This window comes from Bacillus sp. LR_5 (genome assembly GCF_042709275.1).
This window is the reverse complement of sequence record NZ_JAVAXX010000107.1, coordinates 1-19,328: the sequence shown is the minus strand read 5'-3', so window position 1 is coordinate 19,328 and position 19,328 is coordinate 1. Positions and strand designations below refer to the sequence as shown.

Annotated in this window: 20 protein-coding genes; 4 read left to right on the top strand and 16 right to left on the bottom strand. The window is 44.3% G+C overall.

What is annotated here, in order from left to right:
- Positions 1-382: 382 nt before the first annotated feature.
- Together ystJ and dnaE are read right to left on the bottom strand one after the other, a co-directional pair.
- Positions 383-1,615, bottom strand: a complete 1,233-nt coding sequence (gene ystJ / locus RAC86_RS19980) for an NADP-dependent malic enzyme (protein WP_014664951.1) — start codon at positions 1,613-1,615, stop codon at positions 383-385.
- Between the two features lie 136 nt (positions 1,616-1,751).
- Positions 1,752-5,099, bottom strand: coding sequence for a DNA polymerase III subunit alpha (dnaE, locus tag RAC86_RS19975; RefSeq protein ID WP_377885971.1), 3,348 nt, complete (start codon positions 5,097-5,099; stop codon positions 1,752-1,754).
- A 139-nt stretch (positions 5,100-5,238) separates the two neighbouring features.
- Between dnaE and ytrH the strand changes: the two genes are divergently transcribed.
- From ytrH to RAC86_RS19960, 3 genes are all read left to right on the top strand, one after another.
- On the top strand, positions 5,239-5,580 hold the full coding sequence (gene ytrH / locus RAC86_RS19970) for a sporulation membrane protein YtrH (RefSeq protein ID WP_003229410.1): 342 nt from the start codon (positions 5,239-5,241) through the stop codon (positions 5,578-5,580).
- Entirely contained in the window at positions 5,577-6,080 is a 504-nt protein-coding gene (gene ytrI / locus RAC86_RS19965) for a sporulation membrane protein YtrI (protein ID WP_003229408.1), read from the top strand. Before ytrH ends, ytrI begins: the two co-directional genes overlap by 4 nt.
- 101 nt (positions 6,081-6,181) lie before the next feature.
- Positions 6,182-6,373: a YtzJ family protein gene (locus RAC86_RS19960; RefSeq protein ID WP_003229407.1), complete on the top strand. Its 192-nt coding sequence runs from the start codon at positions 6,182-6,184 to the stop codon at positions 6,371-6,373.
- Between the two features lie 17 nt (positions 6,374-6,390).
- On the opposite strand, the gene nrnA is transcribed toward RAC86_RS19960, so the two are convergent.
- Positions 6,391-7,332 carry a bifunctional oligoribonuclease/PAP phosphatase NrnA gene (gene nrnA / locus RAC86_RS19955; protein ID WP_004398971.1) on the bottom strand — a complete coding sequence of 314 codons (942 nt, stop codon included), beginning with the start codon at positions 7,330-7,332 and terminating at the stop codon, positions 6,391-6,393.
- 130 nt (positions 7,333-7,462) lie between these two features.
- On the opposite strand from nrnA, the gene RAC86_RS19950 reads away from it, so the two are divergent.
- Entirely contained in the window at positions 7,463-7,765 is a 303-nt protein-coding gene (locus RAC86_RS19950) for a YtpI family protein (protein WP_003229401.1), read from the top strand.
- An 18-nt stretch (positions 7,766-7,783) separates the two neighbouring features.
- Here the strand turns inward: RAC86_RS19950 and RAC86_RS19945 are convergent, their stop codons facing one another.
- From RAC86_RS19945 to snaA, 13 genes are all read right to left on the bottom strand, one after another.
- A complete protein-coding gene (locus RAC86_RS19945; RefSeq protein ID WP_004398641.1) occupies positions 7,784-9,103 on the bottom strand; it encodes a CBS domain-containing protein in 1,320 nt (439 codons plus the stop codon).
- A gap of 175 nt (positions 9,104-9,278) precedes the next feature.
- Complete coding sequence (locus RAC86_RS19940) at positions 9,279-10,181, bottom strand: sulfite exporter TauE/SafE family protein (RefSeq protein ID WP_029318234.1); 903 nt, start codon at positions 10,179-10,181, stop codon at positions 9,279-9,281.
- Positions 10,182-10,199: 18 nt separating this feature from the next.
- Positions 10,200-11,450 (bottom strand): S-alkyl-N-acetyl-metabolite deacetylase SndA, encoded by a 1,251-nt coding sequence (gene sndA, locus RAC86_RS19935; protein WP_377885970.1) that lies wholly within the window; start codon positions 11,448-11,450, stop codon positions 10,200-10,202.
- Between the two features lie 17 nt (positions 11,451-11,467).
- Complete coding sequence (gene ribR / locus RAC86_RS19930) at positions 11,468-12,160, bottom strand: RNA-binding riboflavin kinase RibR (protein WP_377885969.1); 693 nt, start codon at positions 12,158-12,160, stop codon at positions 11,468-11,470.
- 46 nt (positions 12,161-12,206) lie between these two features.
- On the bottom strand, positions 12,207-13,535 hold the full coding sequence (locus RAC86_RS19925) for an LLM class flavin-dependent oxidoreductase (protein ID WP_377885968.1): 1,329 nt from the start codon (positions 13,533-13,535) through the stop codon (positions 12,207-12,209).
- Positions 13,532-13,813 carry a glutaredoxin family protein gene (locus tag RAC86_RS19920; RefSeq protein ID WP_017695745.1) on the bottom strand — a complete coding sequence of 94 codons (282 nt, stop codon included), beginning with the start codon at positions 13,811-13,813 and terminating at the stop codon, positions 13,532-13,534. Before RAC86_RS19920 ends, RAC86_RS19925 begins: the two co-directional genes overlap by 4 nt.
- A gap of 14 nt (positions 13,814-13,827) precedes the next feature.
- Positions 13,828-14,832, bottom strand: coding sequence for an LLM class flavin-dependent oxidoreductase (locus RAC86_RS19915; protein ID WP_377885967.1), 1,005 nt, complete (start codon positions 14,830-14,832; stop codon positions 13,828-13,830).
- Positions 14,829-15,605: a sulfur-containing amino-acid ABC transporter ATP-binding protein TcyN gene (tcyN, locus tag RAC86_RS19910; protein WP_377885966.1), complete on the bottom strand. Its 777-nt coding sequence runs from the start codon at positions 15,603-15,605 to the stop codon at positions 14,829-14,831. The genes RAC86_RS19915 and tcyN overlap by 4 nt, the downstream gene beginning before the upstream one ends.
- On the bottom strand, positions 15,602-16,309 hold the full coding sequence (tcyM, locus tag RAC86_RS19905; RefSeq protein ID WP_032722340.1) for a sulfur-containing amino acid ABC transporter permease TcyM: 708 nt from the start codon (positions 16,307-16,309) through the stop codon (positions 15,602-15,604). The genes tcyN and tcyM overlap by 4 nt, the downstream gene beginning before the upstream one ends.
- Positions 16,310-16,338: 29 nt before the next feature.
- On the bottom strand, positions 16,339-17,058 hold the full coding sequence (gene tcyL / locus RAC86_RS19900; RefSeq protein ID WP_377885965.1) for a sulfur-containing amino acid ABC transporter permease TcyL: 720 nt from the start codon (positions 17,056-17,058) through the stop codon (positions 16,339-16,341).
- Between the two features lie 21 nt (positions 17,059-17,079).
- On the bottom strand, positions 17,080-17,892 hold the full coding sequence (tcyK, locus tag RAC86_RS19895; protein WP_024572165.1) for a sulfur-containing amino acid ABC transporter substrate-binding protein TcyK: 813 nt from the start codon (positions 17,890-17,892) through the stop codon (positions 17,080-17,082).
- Positions 17,893-17,905: 13 nt separating this feature from the next.
- The gene (tcyJ, locus tag RAC86_RS19890) at positions 17,906-18,715 is read right to left on the bottom strand and encodes a sulfur-containing amino acid ABC transporter substrate-binding protein TcyJ (protein ID WP_326149989.1); all 810 of its coding nucleotides are present in this window, start codon (positions 18,713-18,715) and stop codon (positions 17,906-17,908) included.
- 13 nt (positions 18,716-18,728) lie between these two features.
- Complete coding sequence (gene snaA, locus RAC86_RS19885) at positions 18,729-19,265, bottom strand: N-acetyltransferase SnaA (protein ID WP_015251464.1); 537 nt, start codon at positions 19,263-19,265, stop codon at positions 18,729-18,731.
- Between the last annotated feature and the right edge of the window lie 63 nt (positions 19,266-19,328).

The window sequence follows — 19,328 nt, the reverse complement described above, 5'->3', positions numbered from 1 at the left end:
TGGTACGGAAGCATACTTTTTCTTTTTCGTGAATATATCCTTTAACAAATGATTACCTCCCTTTTGTGAAGGGTTCTCTTCACCGCATGTCATCAAACAGATAGACTTGCTAATAACTTTACCGAAACTATTGTACTTTTTTTGTCAAACGCTGTCATCCTCAATTCGACAACTTTTTATTCGATGACGTGCTCGGAAAGGCTTGTATGAAATCAGATAAGGTGTTGAAACGACAAGGTTGACAGCGCATTCAAAAATAATGTTAAACCCGGCTGAAATTTTTTTAAGGCTAACCCCCTAAAAAAATTTCAGCCGTCAGTTTAACTTGAGAACAGCGCGCCGGTCTCCGCCAACGCGCTGCCATTTTTGGAATGAATTAAAATTATTCACCAATAATCGTAAGTTTTCTTGTTTTTTCTGCGACTTCCTCAGGGTCAACAGTGATTCTTGCAACACCTGTTTCCATCGCAGCTTTTGCCACAGCCTTCGCAACAGCAGGCGCAACACGTTTATCAAACGGTGCAGGGATGACATAATCTGCGCTAAGCTCATCTTCTGAAACCAGTGAAGCAATGGCTTCAACCGCTGCGATTTTCATTTCCTCGTTAATATGAGTGGCACGCACATCAAGTGCTCCGCGGAAAATACCAGGGAATGCAAGAACATTGTTTACTTGGTTCGGGAAGTCAGAACGGCCAGTTCCGATAACACTTGCTCCGGCTTCACGCGCATCTTCCGGCATGATTTCCGGATTTGGATTTGCCATTGCAAAGATAATCGGATCTTTTGCCATGCTTTGAACCATTTCTTTTGTTAACGCGCCTGCTACAGAGACACCGATAAATACGTCAGCATCAACGATGACATCTTTCAGAGAACCGTCTTTGCGATCTTGGTTCGTGAACTTCGCCACTTCATTTTTGACATCGTTCATGCCGTTCGGGCGCCCTTCATAAATGGCCCCTTTGGAATCGCACATCACAATGTCGCGAACGCCATAATGATGAAGAAGCTTGATAATCGCAATGCCAGCCGCACCCGCGCCGTTTGCGACAACTTTAATGGATGACATGGATTTTCCAGACAGTTTCAGCGCGTTCACAAGACCTGCTACGGTTACAATGGCAGTACCATGCTGATCATCATGGAAAACCGGGATGTTTGTTTCTTTTTTGAGGCGCTCTTCAATGATAAAGCAGTTTGGCGCTGCAATATCTTCAAGGTTGACGCCGCCAAATGTCGGTTCCAGCAATTTTACAGTTTCAACGATTTTATCAACATCGTTTGTGTTTAAAGCAATCGGGAACGCATCTACGCCCGCAAAGCTTTTGAAAAGAACTGCTTTCCCTTCCATAACAGGAAGCGCCGCTTCAGGGCCGATGTTTCCAAGGCCAAGCACAGCTGTACCGTCAGTTACAACTGCTACCATGTTCCCCTTCATTGTATAATCATATACTTTGTTAATGTCTTCATGAATATCCTTACACGGTTCTGCAACACCCGGAGAATAAGCGAGGCTTAGATCTTTCGCATTTCTGACCTCTACTTTTGATTTAGACTCCAGTTTCCCCTGGTTGACTTTATGCAGATGTAATGCTTCTTCTCTTAATGACATTCTCCTAAACACTCCTTATGGATATTTTTTGATTCGTATACTGCTGAGTTGATTGCTGCATTCTGCGGAGTAAATCTATCTGAATATTTAAACAGGATCACATAATTGCTCCAATTGTATAACAAAAAGCGAATCGTTACCACTGTTTTAAAACGACGTTTTTTTGACCCAACAGCTCTTTTAAGCGATATAACACCTGGTGATCTGCATTGATATGGAACGACTCAGGTAGCTTAATCGTCTGTTTTTGCCTTTCATAATAGAGATAAACGCCTGTTTCCCCTTTATGCTCCAGCAAAATGCGCTTAATCTTTGCCAGGATCTCCTGGCTGTGCTGACTGCTTTCTATTTTTATATAAACCGATGGCGCTTTTTCTGCATCCATATTTTCTAATAATTCTGCCCGGGACATGATGAATTGGATCTTATCTTGTCTAACTTCACATTTCCCCGCTGTGAACAAAAGAGCGCCTTCTCTTAAAACGGGAGAAAGCTGTCTGAATTGTTCAGGGAAGACTACGGCTTCCATCTCGCCGGTTTCATCACTGAGCGTTAAAAACGCCATGTTTTGACCTGTTTTCGTCCGAATCGTTTTGATCTTCGACAGCAGAACGCCTAGTGAAAGCTGCCTTTTGACTGCCCGCTGAGCCTGCAGAATGGAGACTGCTCCTTGCGCAGTGAGCTGTTTTCGGAAGGCGGAGAGGGGATGATTTGAAAAATAAATGCCAAGCGTTTCCTTTTCAAACGCAAGTAAATCCACCAGAGGAAGCTCCTCCGTCTCCACATACTTCGGCTTAATTGAAAACGATTCATCTAAAAACAATCCCATTTGGTCATCGTCCGCGGCGAATAGCTCAGCATGTTCCAAAGCAACATCAATGGATGCGAGCAGCGTGGCCCGGTTTTGGCCGAATTCGTCCATCGCACCAGAAAAGATAAGTGCTTCAAGCATTTTGCGATTTACGCTTTTTGACGGCACGCGAAAGCAGAAATCGAAAAGATCTTCAAATGGTTTCTCTTTTCTTGCTTTATATATATCTTTGACTGCTGAGACGCCTACACTTTTTATCGCGCGGAGGCTGTATCTGACAGATCCGTTTTCAACTGTAAACGGAAAACTGCTTTTATTCACTGACGGAGGAAGGATACGAATCCCGCTCCCCTTTGCTTCGTAAAGATATTGAGAGATTTTATCCTCATTGCCAATGACGCTTGTCAGCAATCCGCACATAAAATATAACGGATAATGAGCTTTCAAATACGCAAGCTGGCACCCGATCATGCTGTATGCCACCGCATGGCTTCTGTTAAAGCCATAGTTTGCGAATTTGACGATTAAATCGTAGACCTCATTTGCAGTGTCTACAGAATACTCCTTTTTTAAGCCCCCTTCAACAAAATGGCTTCGCTCTCTGTCCAGGATTTCTTTTTTCTTTTTGCTGACCGCCCTTCTCAATAGGTCCGCTTCGCCTAAAGAAAACCCCGCCATACGGGAAGCAATCATCATAATTTGTTCCTGATACACAATGACGCCATATGTATCTTCCAAAATGCTCCTTAAATCTTCATGAGGATAGTGAACAGGCGCCCGACCGTGTTTACGGTCGATAAATAACGGAATATTTTCCATCGGACCCGGCCGGTACAGTGCATTGACCGCCACAATATCTTCTAGGCCCGAAGGTTTCAGCCGTTTCAAGACGCTTCTCATCCCTGCAGATTCAAGCTGGAAAATGCCTGTCGTATCCCCTTTTGACAGCAAGGAGAACGTTTTGTCATCGCTGTAGGAAATACTTGAAAGGTCTATTTTAATATTTTCTTCTTTTTCAATCATTGAAGTGATGGATTCACTAAGTGTCAGATTCCTCAAACCTAAGAAATCCATTTTTAAAAGGCCCAAGTCTTCAAGATGGTCCATCGCGTATTGCGTTAAATAGATCCCTTCATGCCCTTCTTGAAGCGGAACAACATCTGTTAACGGTTCTTCACTCAGGACAACGCCCGCTGCGTGGGTTGATGCATGCCTTGGCAGCCCTTCTATTTTCCGGGCAATTGAATAGACTTGCTGAAGCAGGCTTGACTCCCGAAGCCGCTTATCCAGCTGCGGTGACTGCTGTCTCGCTTCATCCAGCGTCATTCCCGGTCTTGAAGGAATGAGTTTTGCAAGCTGATCTGCCTCCTTCGGGCTGACGCCGAATACTCTGCCGACGTCCCGGAGCGCCGCCTTTGCCGCAAGTGTTCCAAAGGTGATAATCTGTGCGACGTGCATTGCACCGTATTTCTGCTGAACATATTGAATGACTTCATCCCTTCTAGTATCGGGAAAGTCAATATCAATATCCGGCATGCTGACGCGTTCGGGATTTAAAAATCTTTCAAACAGAAGGTGATGCTTAATCGGGTCAACATCTGTGATATACAGCACATATGCCACAAGAGAACCCGCCGCAGAACCCCTTCCCGGTCCTGTAACAATCCCTTTTTCATGGGCGTGCTTCATAAAATCCCACACGATCAGAAAGTAATCGCTGAACTTCATCCGCTTGATGACATCAAGCTCATATTGAAGACGGCGAAGGTATCGTTCATCAGGCTTGCCGAAACGGCTGCGGAGTCCCTCCATACAGATATCCGTTAAATAATCATCAGCGGACGTTCCGTCTGGGGTCGGAAAAGACGGTAGACGGGTCTGCCCGAGACTGACGTCAACCCGGCATTGTTCCGCGATCTCTACAGAAGCTTGCAGTGCCTCGGGATGCTCTCGATAAATGTTTTGCATTTCTTCGAGTGGTTTCAAATCGAGATCAGGCAAATCTTCAGCGGGTGCATCCGTCAGTTTTTCCCCCGCTTTAATCGCTTTCAAACAACGGTAGGCAGCCTTATCTTCCTTCCTTATGTAATGCACATCGCCTGTGGCCGTAACAGGGATACCCGTTTCTTCTGACAGCTTTAGAATCTGCTCAGACAAGACTTGATTCCCTTTAAAAGGCTGATAGGAGAAATAAAAAGCTCCCTTTCCGAATATAGACTGAAATTCCAGCGAGGCTTGAGCAGCCTGTTCGAACAGCCCTCCTTCAAGAAGCGTTTCAATATATCCTTTTTCGCCGGGCGTTATTGCGATAATCCCTTCTCGATAACTGTGAAGCCATTTCGGCTTCAGTCCGCCTTTTGATTTAGATTGCAGAACGCTGCTGATTTTCAGCAGGTTTTGATAGCCTGTATTTGATTTTGCCAGCAGGACGAGCGGGTATGCTTCAAGCTCGCTGTCATCTGTAAAAACAGAAGCCGTCAAACCGATTATTGGGTTGATCCCTCTCGCCTTGCAAGCTTTATAAAATTGAATAGCTCCGTACATGACATGATCATCTGTCAGCGCCAAAGACGCATATCCGAGCCTGTCAGCTTCACTGACGAGCTCTTCCACAGCCGCGGCGCTGTTTAGCAGGCTATACCCGCTATGCACTTGCAGGTGAACAAAAGACATGCTATCACCTCTTTCTCATTACGATTCATTTCTTCCCTCATTATAAGGCCGGTTTCCAAAAGAAACAAATGTTCTTTTTTGACTCATCATCATACTTGTCCTGAAAGCTCAATATGATATAAAAGGTGAGGTGATAAAGATGGATCAGGAAGCAGGATTTATGGTGAATTTTATCAATAGCTACTTCATTGCGTTAGGGGTGCTGATCGGGGGCGCACTCATTGGGGGGCTCGGAGCATACTTGGCAGGCGAACCCCCGCTTACAGCCATTACAAAGCTTGCCAACCGGTTAAAAATATGGGCGCTTGTCGCAGCTATCGGAGGCACCTTTGATGCGGTATACAGCTTTGAACGCGGCATACTCGAAGGCAATACGAGAGATATCTTTAAACAGCTTCTTTTAATTATTTCGGCCATGGGAGGCGCGCAAAGCGGCTGGCTTATTATATCATGGCTGACCCAGGAGCATCTTTCTTCATGAGGGTCCCCCAGCATTACAAAAAACCGGGATGGCAGCGTTTTTTCGCGGGAATGATGTGCGGGGCCGTAATCAGCTGGTTCTTTTTCCTGTTTACTTACGGAACATTCCAAGAGGAGCAGGTCAGCCTCATCGAAAAGCAAAAAGAGCATGTAAAAGACTTGAACAATCAAATTTCGATCTATCAGGAAGACCTCCATAAACTGAATGAAGATAATAAAAGAAAACTGCTGATTCAAAGCGTCAGCGTCAAATTGCTGAATGGGGATAAATATAAAATATCACAGCCGGATAAAACGAAATTCGAGGAGCATGTAAAGGATGATATTTCAGAGGTGATTACAAAAGACATAGAGAGCGTCTATCAAACAAAGGATCTCTTGAAGCGGACAATTGAAAATAAAGTCTATATGATCAATGAAAAAAAATACGAGGCAACCGTCAGAGAATTGATTATTTATACGAGGCTGACAGTGGAACTTGAAATATCTTTCGCCACATAATTATGGATTTTTTTTAAATTCTCCAAACTTCTGTCGCTTTTTCCCATTCTTTTTTATAAACTATATGTGAGGCTTAATGGCGAAAGGAAGGAGGAAGGGAAATGGAGGTTTACAGTGACCGTCAGTTAGCAAAAGATCAAGCAGCCCGTCTCAGACAAGGTTTTTCTGCGTATGCCGAAACAAACTCACTCGCTTCCCTCATCAAAAAAGAACTTCAATCACACAATCTCCAAGTCTACGAGGACCTTACTGATTTCGGCTGCTGGTTCATCCCCGTCACAGATGAACACTAAGAGAGAGGGTCTCCCCTCTACTCGTGTTCTTTACATAATGTTTCCAGATCAGCTAAAATACGATCAGCTTCATCCCAGCTGTAAATAGAGGCGCCTGAAGCTAACGGATGCCCTCCGCCGTTATATTTCCGGGCAAGTCCGTTAATGACAGGCCCCTTCGAACGGAATCTGACTCTGATTTGATCGTCTTCTTCTACGAAAAACACCCAGGCGCGAATACCTGAGATATTGCCGAGCGTCCCGACAAGCTGCGACGCTTCAGAAGCCGTTGTGCCGAATTTTTCAAGCGTATCCTTTTTGATGAAAACAGAAGCCGCCCCGTTTTCGGACAAAGACACATTTTGAAAGATAAAGCCGTTAAGCTTCACCACATTCAGTTTTGTTTCATACAATTGATTAAATAACTCTGAGGAAGAGAATGGATACTGAATGAGCTCGCCTGCATATTTTAGTGTTTTTTCCGTGGTATTCGGAAATAAAAAGCGTCCGGTATCTCCAACAATGCCGGCGTAGATCAGCTCTGCCGCTTTCGTATTCAGCTTCCAGCCGTGCTCTTTTCCTTCTAAATACAGCTCGTAAATCATTTCACTTACTGAGCTGGCGCTTGTATCGACCCAGAGAAGGTCACCGTATGGATCTTCGTTCGGATGGTGGTCGATTTTCATTAGTTTGGCGCCTGAAGGATAACGCTGATCGTCTATTCTTTCCTGATTTGCCGTATCGCAGACAATGACAAGTGCGCCTTCATATGTTTCATTGTCCACCTCATCAAGGGAATATAAGAAAGAGAGGGACGGTTCAGGCGTGCCGACCGCAAAAATATTTTTTTCAGGATATGTTTCACGCAGGATTTCCGTAAGCCCGCACTGTGATCCGTAGGCATCCGGATCAGGACGCACATGTCTATGTAAGATAATCGTGTCATATAATGATATGGTTCTGATCAATTCTGTTTTCATTTGATACTCCTTTATTGTTTTTATTCATTAAATCACATTCTCTGCCGACGGAAAAGAAAAATAACGTCAAAACCAAGCCCGTTTTTGTATAAAATGGGTTTGTAAACTTTTACGATGGAGGATTTCATTTATGCTGGTTCTTGTTTTTTTGATTGGGCTTTCAGCCTGCTTTTATGTGTACTATAAAGTAAAAGGCGTACGGGCAAAGCCATCTTTGGCAAAAGAAATATGTTCAGCAAAATCAAGCATGGCCTTAGGGTCACTAGTCCTGTTCTACGGGCTTAACCAAATGATATTATTCCATTCAGTATTAACGTTAGTAATCGGCGGTATCTTTATCGTCATAGGAGCAGGAAGCGCTTGGGCAGGTTATAAAGCCTTCAGGCATTACAATCCCCTTCACGCCAAAGAAGCTGAAAGAGATCACGCGTAAGGGGCGCCTGAACGTCCCTTAGCTTCTTTCCATCAGCTGAACCATCAGCATCGCTTTAGACACGATATGACCTTGGCTGTGCACTTCCACTTCCATTTTCCCGAACTTTCTGCCAGCCTCCAAGATGCGAGGTTTGACTTCGATGACTGATTCCATCTGCACAGGCTTCAAAAAGAAGATGGTGATGCTCTCTATGACGAGTTCGCCGCGTTTTTTCGAGCGCAAAAATCGGTTTGCCGCTTGCGTCAAAATGGTCGTAAATACGCCATAAGAAATGGTTCCAAGCTGATTTGTCATTTGCGGCGTGACTTCATACTCGTAAACCGTTTGATCTTCTTTATCATCACCCTCATCTTTAAACCCCCTTGAAACGATATCATCAAGCTTCTCCCCGACCTGCGGCTGCTTTTGAATCATTTGAAGAGCTTTCAATACGTCTTGGCGGCTGATCATGCCGATGAGTTTTTGGTGGCCGTCAGTGACGGGAAGCACCTCGATCCCTTCCCATACCATCATTTGCGCAGCTGAAGCGACAGATGTTTTCCCAATAACCGTGACGGGATTTTTGGTCATAACTTTTTCTATAGATGCATTTCGGTCATGGCCAGCAATATCTTTTGATGTCAGAATGCCATGGATTTTCATTTGATCGTCGACAACCGGGAAGCGGCCGTGCCCCGTTTCAAAATTTTTCTCATACCATTTTTCAAGTTTATCCTTAGGCGAAAGATATACCGTGCGGTCAGCAGGTGTTAGGATGTCCTCCACCAAAACAATTTCTTTTTTGATCAGCTGGTCATATATTGCCCGGTTAATCATCGCTGCAACTGTAAAGGTATCATAGCTCGTGGATAAAATCGGCAGTTCAAGCTCATCTGCCAGCTGCACAATGCTATCATCCGTGTTAAAGCCCCCGGTCACCAATACGGCCGCACCCGCTTCAAGCGCCTGCCTATGTGCATTGATTCTGTTTCCGACAATCAAAAGATTCCCCGCTGCGGTGTAACGCATCATCGCGTCAAGCTCCATCGCGCCGATGACGAATTTATTCAATGTCTTATGGAGCCCTGCCCTGCCTCCGAGCACTTGTCCGTCTATAACATTTACAACCTCTGCATAGGTAAGCTTTTCAATGTTCTCTTTTTTCTTTTGTTCAATTCTGATTGTGCCCACACGTTCAATCGTGCTGACAAACCCTTTATTCTCTGCTTCCTTGATCGCTCTGTACGCGGTTCCTTCGCTTACTTTCATTTCCTTTGCAATTCTTCGGACAGAAATTTTTTCACCGACAGGCAGTGAATCGATATACGTTAAAATTTGTTCATGCTTCGTTGCCAAGCCTTTCACCTCTAAGGACAGTCTTCTTGTTTTTATTATAAGGTTTCAAAGGATTTATACGCAATGAGGCTGGAAAATAAAAAAGAAGCCCGACCGGCTTCTTACAGCGTTGATTTCGTTCCAGTCAAGCGCAAGGACCACGTGATTCCTTTTACATCTTAAAGCGGAAAAACCTTTATTTTTCTTTTAAATGGACATCAACCGCTGTCTTAACAATATTTCGATTCCCTATTTTAGATAAAACAAATAAAACTGCGGATAGCCATATCGCCCCTATGGCCGTATAGATCAATGGATAAACAGCTGTGTTTGCGATCCATTCATTTATTAATGTTCTGGCATTTACCAGAATAATAAATCCTCCTACAAGCACACCCATCAATTGCGGATGAAACTTCTGCACCAGCCATGCTGCGATAGGGGCAGCGATAATTCCGCCGGCCATTAGTGAAAACACCCATAACCAATTGACGTCCTCCCATCCTAATGAAATAAGAAAACCGGCAGTTGCAGATACCGCGATGGCAAATTCACTTGTGTCTACAGTCCCGACAACTTTCCTCGGGCTCAAGCCTTTGCGGGATAATAAAATCGGAGTGGTCACCGGTCCCCAGCCGCCTCCACCTGTGGCATCTGCAAAACCAGCGATCACGCCCAATGGGATGGATTGTTTTCGGTTTAACGGCACATGCTTCTTCTCAAGAGCCGGCTTATATTGAAATAAAAACCTGATCAATACATATCCGCCCAGAAGGAGCAAAAACAAAGAAATATAGGGTTTCGCCACATCTCCAGGTAATTGGCTGAGGAATGCCGCGCCTAAAAAAGCGCCTATAGAGCCGGGAATGACAAGCTGATAAACGGTTTGTTTGTCAACATTGCCAAATTTAATATGCGACACTCCCGATGCGGCAGTCGTTACGACTTCCGCTAAATGGACAGAAGCCGAAGCAACAGCAGGTGTGATGCCAAACGCCAATAACAAAGAAGTTGAGGTAACCCCATAAGCCATACCTAACGAACCGTCTATTAACTGCGACAATAAACCAATAAATGCAAAAACGATTAATTTCTTCATCAGAACACCCCATCTATATCAATCAGATATTTTTGACTCTTCATTCGAATCTAACAATCTCTTGGCGCTTTCATATAAAAAATAAGAGGCTTTGATAATGGCAGTTTCATCAATTGTAAATGCAGGGTGGTGCCAATCATGATCACCGTCTGTTCCAAAAAACGCAAAGGATCCCGGAATATGCTCAAGATAATAAGCAAAATCTTCCCCCGCGGTTGATGGGGCGGGATCAATGACTTGAAGTTTCGCTTTATGCGCAGCGTCTCGCACCAGCCCCGTAATTGCCTCATCATTACAAAGCGGCGGCGGTCCGGAATGCCACTTCACATTTGCCTTTAACGAGAAAGCGGCAGAAATCTGCTCTGTGACTGCCAAAAAACGCTGTTTCACTTGATTACGAACCTCTGAATCAAATGTACGAACAGTGCCCTCAATGACAACTGTATCCGGAATGACATTCCAAGTGCTGCCGCCGTTGATTTTCCCTACGGTTAAAATCGCGCTTTGCAGCGGGTTTACATTTCTGCTCACAATCGTTTGCAGGGCGACAATAAGCTGAGAAGCGCCGACAATTGGATCAAAACCATTATGCGGCAATGCTGCATGAGCACCTTTCCCTTCTATCTTTACTTTAAATCGGTCAACAGCAGCCATAAGCGGGCCTGTTTTTAACCCTACAGTCCCAACCGCGATATCCGGTTTATTGTGAAGGCCAATAACCGCATCAATGCCATCCAGTTGGCCGTCCTTTATCACTTTTGCAGCGCCTGCACCCGCTTCCTCTGCCGGCTGAAATAATAAACGAATCTTTCCTTTCAGACTGTCTTGATTTTCCTTCAATAAAAAGGCCGCACCAAGAAGCGCTGCCGTATGAAAATCATGACCGCACGCATGCATGATCCCTTTATGTTTAGACGCATAAGGCAATCCTGTTTTTTCTTCAATTGGCAAGGCGTCAATATCAGCCCTCAAAGCAATCGCCGGACCTTCTGACTCCCCTGCTATGTCTGCGAACACACCCGTTTTTAGAGCAGTAGGGCGAATCTGTATCCCCTTTTCTTTAAGGCATTTTTTTATAAAAGCAGTTGTTTCAAATTCTTCTTTTGACAGTTCAGGATATTGGTGCAGGTGCCGGCGAATGCCGATGAGCTGCTTTTCTAGCGTTGAGAGATTTACGGAATTAGACTCCTCTTTCAACGTCAGGATGTCATTTCCTGTAGTCTGATATGGATAGGAGCCTTCTATATTTCTCCAATAATCCAAAGACATATGTTCCGCTCCTTTCCCTATCCCAATATATTTTCTTCAGACTCTTCAACATAAGATGAAATAAATCGGTTCAATTTATCAGCAAGACCGCCCGCCCCAAATCTTATATACTTGCTGGAAACTTTCGGATTATCTTCTTTCAAAAAACTTAAAAAAGATAAAATATAAATGCGCCTGTAAACTACTTGTGTAATTCCGTACTCAAAAAACCAGTTATCAATGACATTGTATACGCCTCGGTTGACGCCATATAGGTTGTTACATTTCTTGTAAAAGCAGAGATCCGGAAGATTTAACTCCTGATGGGAAAGCAGGCTTTCTTTTTTGTTCGGTGCCATAATCCCAATCAGCTCAAAGCGTTTTGCAACGCACGAAATATCCTTTTTAATTTGCTTTGTTAAAGACTCCAAAGAATCAAACCTTCTTTCTTCTCTAATTTTAAAGAGAATGCTGCATTCGATTTTTTCTCCATAAATGTCTCTATGAAAGTCAAACAAAAAAATCTCCAATGTCTTTTTAAGGTTAGAGCCGACCGTCGGTTTCACACCGATATTCATAACCCCTAAATGAAATTGATGATTGACTGTCGCCAGAACCCCATAAACTCCATTACGCAGCCCATGCATTTTTGCATCTACATTTGCCGTGGGGAATCCAAGTTTTCTGCCTAATTGTTTTCCTTTCACAACCGTACCGGCAATGACCGTCAAAAAAGTCAGCCTCCTCTCTCAGCTTCCGCATTCGATCAGACGAAACCTAATGATGTGATGAATGTAAAACGGATTGATGCTGCGGAATGCCAAGACCGAGATTTTCCCGCAATGTCCCGCCGCGATAATCTTGACGATAAAGCCCTCTTTCTTGAAGAATCGGAATCACCTTTTCTACAAAAGCATCAAGTGTTCCCGGTATATCCGACCCAATGATAAACCCATCCGCCGCCTCAGCGTTGAACCAAGTTTCAATTAAGGATGCGACACGCTCTGGTGTTCCGATGAATAGAGTCCGTGGAAAAGCCATTTCCTGTGCTACCTCCCGCAATGTCAGATTTCTGGCTTTTGCTTCTCTCTTAATCCGGTCTGTTGTGCTTTGAAACGCATTCTTTCCCACATCGCCAATATCGGGAAATGGCTCATCCAACGGGTAAACACTCAGATCATAATCATCAAAAAAACGGGCCAAATAAGTAACAGCATTTTCAATCGGTATCAATTCTGCAAATTCACGATACTTCTTTTCCGCCTCTTCTTCCGTATCTGCCACAATCGGGCTGATCCCTGGAAAAATCCGCACACTTGAAGGATCACGCCCTTCATCAGCAGCTCGCCTTTTCACATCCGCATAAAACGCTTTTGTCTCTTCTAATGAATTGGAATGGGTAAAAATCGCATCCGCATTTTTAGCAGCAAACTGCCGGCCTGTTTCTGATGAGCCCGCTTGAAACACTACAGGCTCTCCCTGCTTAGAGCGCCCGATATTCAAGGGCCCCTCTACTCGAAAATACTTTCCTTTATGATTCAGGCGATGAAGCTTCGCCGGATCGAAAAACTGCCCTGTTTTCTTATTGTGTATAAATGCGTCATGCTCCCAGGAATTCCACAGCCCGCGCACAACATCCAAATGCTCTTGTGCGATCTCGTAACGTTCAGTGTGTTCTGGCAAATTAGACTTACTATGGTTGCGCGCCGCCCCTTCCTGCGGCGAAGTAACCAGATTCCAGCCGGCCCTGCCCCCGCTGATATGGTCCAGCGACATTAATTGTCTGGAGATAGTGAATGGCTCAGTAAAAGATGTAGAGAACGTCCCTACTAAACCAATATTTTTGGTAGCCGATGCCAGCGCAGATAAAATGGTAATCGGTTCAAAACGGTTTAAAAAATGAGGAATCGATTTTTCAGAAATAAATAAGCCGTCTGCAATGAAAATAAAACTAAACAAACCTTTTTCAGCTGTTTGCGCCTTTTTCATGTAAAATTCAATATTCGTGCTGGCCGAGGGATCAACATCGGGATGACGCCAGCCGTCAGTTGTTCCCCCGACACCGTGAATCATGGCTCCAAACTGAATAAAATCTGAACGTGTCATCTTTTTGCCTCCTTTATCTGTGCATGATTAGCAAGTGCAAGATCAAGGTGTTCAATGCCGATTTCAGTTATCCCTTGATAGTGATTGCCGCGCCCGATTTCGACCACAGGCACATGGCGTACCCCATATTTCGCCTGTAAAATATCTCGAAGTTCCTCTTTCTCTGAAACATCGATATTTTGGAACGGGAACCCTGTTTCATTCAAATAATTCTTGACTTCCTCACAATACGAACAGCCTTTTTTACTCCAAACCACAATGTTCAAAACATCACTCATTCTTCTGTCCCTCCTTAACGTTTTGCAACTAAAACTGCATCGCTCAGCAGCTGATAAGACAACTGTTTTTCTTCAGCATTTTTGATCGGTGTAAAAATAACAAAATCATTGATTTTGTATGTGCCTGATAAACGTGTTAATTCTTCTGCCACTTCTTCCTTTGTTCCGGCAATAATCCCGGTTTTTTGCACGATGATGTCATAGGGCTCTGTGACGTTTTCCAGATAGTCCTCAGCCTGTTCGCGGGAACCGACGTTGACCTTACGCCCGTCTTTCAAAACCACTTTTATCGATTCACGCGACACAATATGTTTTTCCGCTTCTTCTTTTGTATGTGCCGCAAAAACAGCGGGGGCAAGATGAAATTCAGCCTCAGATCCTGGCGGGAGATGCGCGTCAAATGCTCGGCGGGCTTCCTTCAGCACTTCCTCTTCACCGTTAATAAAGTAAGCAAAGACAAAAGAGATTCCCAGTTTTGCAGCAGAAATGGCACTCTCTGCGCTTCCTCCCAATAGAAAAATACCCGGCTTCCGATCAACCTGCGGCCTAGGACGCAATGCGGCATAGCGGTGGGTATCAGGAAAATCATCCCGAACGAAATGAGTAAGCTCCTCCAGTTTTTCATCAAACTGACGCACCGGTTTTTTATATTCGGCCTGCAGCGCGTCTGTGGACAGCTGAAACCCGCCGGGCGCTTTGCCCACTCCAAGATCTATACGGCCGGGAGCTAACGCTGATAGAAGATGGAATTGCTCCGCTACTTTATAAGAGCTGTAATGCTGCAGCATCACTCCGCCTGATGCTAAACGAATTTTTCTTGTGCTTGCAGCAAGATAGCCTAAAAGAACCTCGGGTGCAGACCCTGCAATCTCATCATTGTTGTGATGTTCGGCCACCCAAAATCGGTGATATCCACACTCTTCAGCCATTTGTGCCAAGTTCACTGTATGCTGTAATGTATCAGCTGCTGTCTCCCCTTCACCAATCAAGCTTTGGTCTAAAATACTTAAGCGGATCATATCACCGGCTCCTTTATGTCTTTTGGTTCAAATAAATATTCCGGCGAAACACGGCGGAGAAACTGCCTCGTTCTGTCTTTTTTGGTATGGCGGAAGACTTCCTCCGGGGTTCCTTGTTCAACAATGACTCCTTCATCCATAAAAACAACTTGATCAGAGACCCTTCTTGCAAACTCCATTTCATGTGTAACAACAATCATGGTGGCTCCGGTTTTCACGATTTCCAGCATTACCTCAAGCACTTCACCGACCAGCTCCGGGTCAAGCGCTGCCGTCGGCTCATCGAACAGCAGCACATCAGGATGAATGGCAAGCGCCCTTGCTATCCCAACCCTTTGCTTTTGTCCTCCCGATAACTGACTCGGATAAGCGTTCAATTTATCTTGAAGCCCGACCTTTCTCAGTTCATTTTCCGCTACGGCATACGCGTCTTGCTTTCTCATTTTCCGGGCAATCGTCAAGCCCTCCATGACATTTTCAATCACCGTTTTGTGAGCAAACAGGTGGTATTGCTGAAATACCATTGCCGTCTGTTTTCTGAGCCAGTGAACCTCTTTTTTCGACGGAAAGCTGCAATTAATCACTTTGTCATGTATAGAAATGATCCCTTCGTCTGGACGTTCTAATAAATTCAGGCACCGTAAAAAGGTGGTTTTCCCTGATCCGCTCGGCCCGATAATCGTCACAACTTCTCCCTTGCGTACCGTGAGATTTATCCCTTTTAATACATGGTGGATGCCAAACTGTTTATGGATATTTTTAATCTCAATCATAAAGTGCCTCCTTGAAATCTGGCTGCCTTTCTCTCTAATACTCCATTTGCGGATTCTAGGATTAGAGTCAGCACCCAATAGATAATCGCTGCTCCGATAAACGCTTCTAAAAATGCATAATTATCAGAAGCAACGATAGTCGCCGTCCCTGTAATCTCTGGGACAGCCACTATAGCCGCGATAGAGGTGGTATGCAAAAAGCCGATACCCAAATTTGTGAAGTTTGGGATGGAAACCATCAGCGCCTGCGGCAATATTACACGCCGAAAGGTTTGGCTGTGTGTCAAGCCGATTGAATAAGCCGCTTCGACCTGTCCGGTATCCATCGCCAGAATGCCTGACCGGATGATTTCTGTGAGATAAGCTCCGGCAGTTAAAGACAAGGCCATGATGACAAACATGGAGACCGGTATCTCATTGGCGGACCAGCCGAGATGAAAAAAACTGCTGACTTGATCTGCAACAGGAGGTATCCCTAAATAAATCAACATAATGTGAAGGATTGCAGGTGTACTTCGAAAGAAAGACACATAAAACCTTGAGCAAGCCACCAAGCCCTTAATTCTAAAAATTCTAACAATTATATTTCCAAGAGCCACGAGAAATCCAAACACAATCGGCAAAACAGCCATCATCAATGTCAGAGGAATGGTCTTTACCATTTCTTTCATGGCGGAAACGATAAATGGAAAGTCAAATTGCAATCTTCTCCCCCCTCATCCGAAGAAATATATCAATGTATGTTCATGTCAAAAACAGTAACAATCCTTGTTTGATTCTTCTTGATTCGTTTTTCTGCCACTCGAAAGAACCATTCGAATAAAACTGCAACAGCATAATAAACAATCGATAGCGCAATGTAAACTTCAAGAGAATGGTTGCTTGAGGTGATCAATGTTTGGCCCCTTCCGGACATATCCATAACACCAATTGAAAAGGCTAGAGATGTATCTTTTAAAGAACTGATCACCATGTTTCCCATATTCGGAAACGCCTGGACAAGTGCCTGGGGCAGAACGATTCGCCTGAAGGCCTGACTACTGCTTAAGCCAATACTGTACGCCGCTTCCGTTTGGCCTTTATCTACACTGCCCACCCCCGCTCGAATGATTTCTGCGGCTGCCGCTGCATTGCTTAACGCATAGGTTGCGACAGCAGCATAAAACGGGTCCATTTTTGATGTATCAATCCCGATAAGCCCCGTAAGCGCCGGGATTCCGTAAAACACGATGAAAAGCTGCACCATGATAGGCGTTCCCCTGAAAAATGAGATATACACTTTTGCCAATTGATTTACAATTGGAATATTGTAGATGCTGGGCAGTGCCAGAAAGAGCCCTAATACAAAACCGAAAAGCAAGGACAGTGTTAAAATGTATAATGTAACCGGCAAATAAGCGGTTAACGTCGGCACAAAATCTCCAATCATGTTCATATCAAACGCTTTTTCCATCACTGCTCCCTCTCTTTTTACCTAATACTGCTCTTTGGAATAGTCGTCACCAAGCCATTTCAAACTGAGCCTTTTCAGCGTTCCGTCATCAATGATTTCCTGTAAGGCTTTATCAATATCGTCACTTAACGTTTGTTCATTTTTGTTAAACATAAAATACACTTTGGCATTTGAAAGCACATGACCGACGGTTTTTTCTTTAATAGCGCTCGTCTTGTTTTGAAAGTCTACTGCAAAAGGCGTTGAGATCGTTGCGTCCGCACGCCCCGATTTCAGCTGATTCGCAGTCTCATTTGCGCCTTGGCCCTCATAGGCAATCTCAAACGGCCGTCCATTATCCTCATTCCATTTTTTCAGTACAAGCGCTCCGTTGGAGGTTGCACTCGTAATCACCCGTTTTCCTTTTAAGTCTTCAATTCCACGGATCGTATCGTTATTTTGAAGCACAGTAATTTTTAAAGGAAAATGGTTGTAAGCAACCTTGTTAAACAGAAATTTTTTCTCACGCTCTTTGCTTTTCTCCATTTGATGTGCCACGATATCGACTTTATGCTGTCCGAGGCTGACAAGCAGGTTGGAAAATTCCATCGTTTTAAATGTGAATTTATAATGTGGCAGGCGCTTATCAAGCTCTTTGATCAGTTCGACATCATAACCGGTTAAATCGCCTTTTTCATCGATAAAGCAAATATTCGGAAATTGGGTTCCAGTTCCGACCGTGATCGTCTGTACCTTCTTTTGCCCGGCTCCCGTCGTTTGACTGCCTGCACCGCAAGCTGACAGAACTGTTATAAGCGAAAATAATATTGCCATGAATGCTGCTTTCGTTTTCATCTCATCGCCCCATTTATTTTTCAAAACTTGATTTTGAATAATCTGCCCCGAGCCATTTTCGGCTTAGTTTTTTTAGCGTTCCGTTTTTCTCCAGCTTTTTAATCGCTTGATCCGTGTCATCCGCCAAGGTTTGGCTGCCTTTATTAAACATAAAGTACACCTCGGTATCTAATAACGCGTCACCGACTGTCTTTTGGCGGAAGGCGTGCGTTTTATTCTGAAAATCGACGGCAAACGGTGTAGCTATCGTTGCATCTGCGCGCCCGGTTTCAATTTGATTGGCGGTGTCATTGCTTCCCTGTCCCGCATATCTCAAATGAATCGGGCTGCCGTGCGTTTTGTTGTAATTTGTAATATAATCTGCCGCATTTGACGTGGCGCCAACTATGACTGTTTTTCCGTGTAAGTCTTTTAATGTATGAATCTTGTGATTATCCTCTTTCACCGTGATGTACATCGGCGAGTAGTTATATGGGACTTTATGATACAAAAAACGCTTTTCTCGTTCTTTATTTTTGGCCATATTGTGCGCAATCACATCAATTTTTTTATTTCCGAGACTCGTCAGCAGATTTGAGAAATCCATCGTTTTAAATTCAAATGTATATTGAGGCAACTCCTTATCGATGGCTTTCATCACTTCAATGTCATACCCGGTCAAATCGCCTTTTTCATCTAAAAACGCAATATTCGGAAAATCTGTTCCAGTGCCGACTATGACCGTTTGAGCTTGAGGATCTGTTTTGTTATTTGTTTGCGAACATCCCCCGCCAAGTAATGCAAACACTGACAGCAGCAAAACCAATCCTTTACGCTTATTCATAGGCTGCCTCACATCATGCCCAGCTGGGCGCACCTAAAAGCGTTGGGTTAAATCGTTCCGGAATCAGAACCTTGTGCATCATCACACCTATGTCCCCGTCTTTTTCCTGCTCAAAATACACTTCATACCCTCTCCTTCTGTACATGTCAGCAAGCCAAGGATGCTTGCGCGCCGATGTGCCGAGTGTCAGCGCAGGAGCCTTCAGCATATCTCGAAGCACTTTTTCTTCAACATACGTAAGCAGCTTACTTCCGGCGCCTTGCCCTTTATATTCCGGCAGTGTCGCAAACCACCACACAAACGGATATTTTGAAGGAGGCGTCTCACTCTCCCACGGGAACCTGATTGTAATCGTTGAAATCAGCTTCCCATCCCGCTCCAGCACAATCGCTGAATGATGTTCAATATTTTCTGATACCATTTGGATATCAGCTCTCGTGGATGGCCAATCAATATCCAGCTGCCGAATGGGCTGAAATGCGCTGTTAACCAGTTTCAACAGCTCCGATGCATCTTCAACAGTTGCCAGTCGAAAAATATCCTCACTCATTTTTGTCACTCCTCTTCACAAAATATATAATTCCTATTTGTTTACTAGGCTTTTATTTTTTAT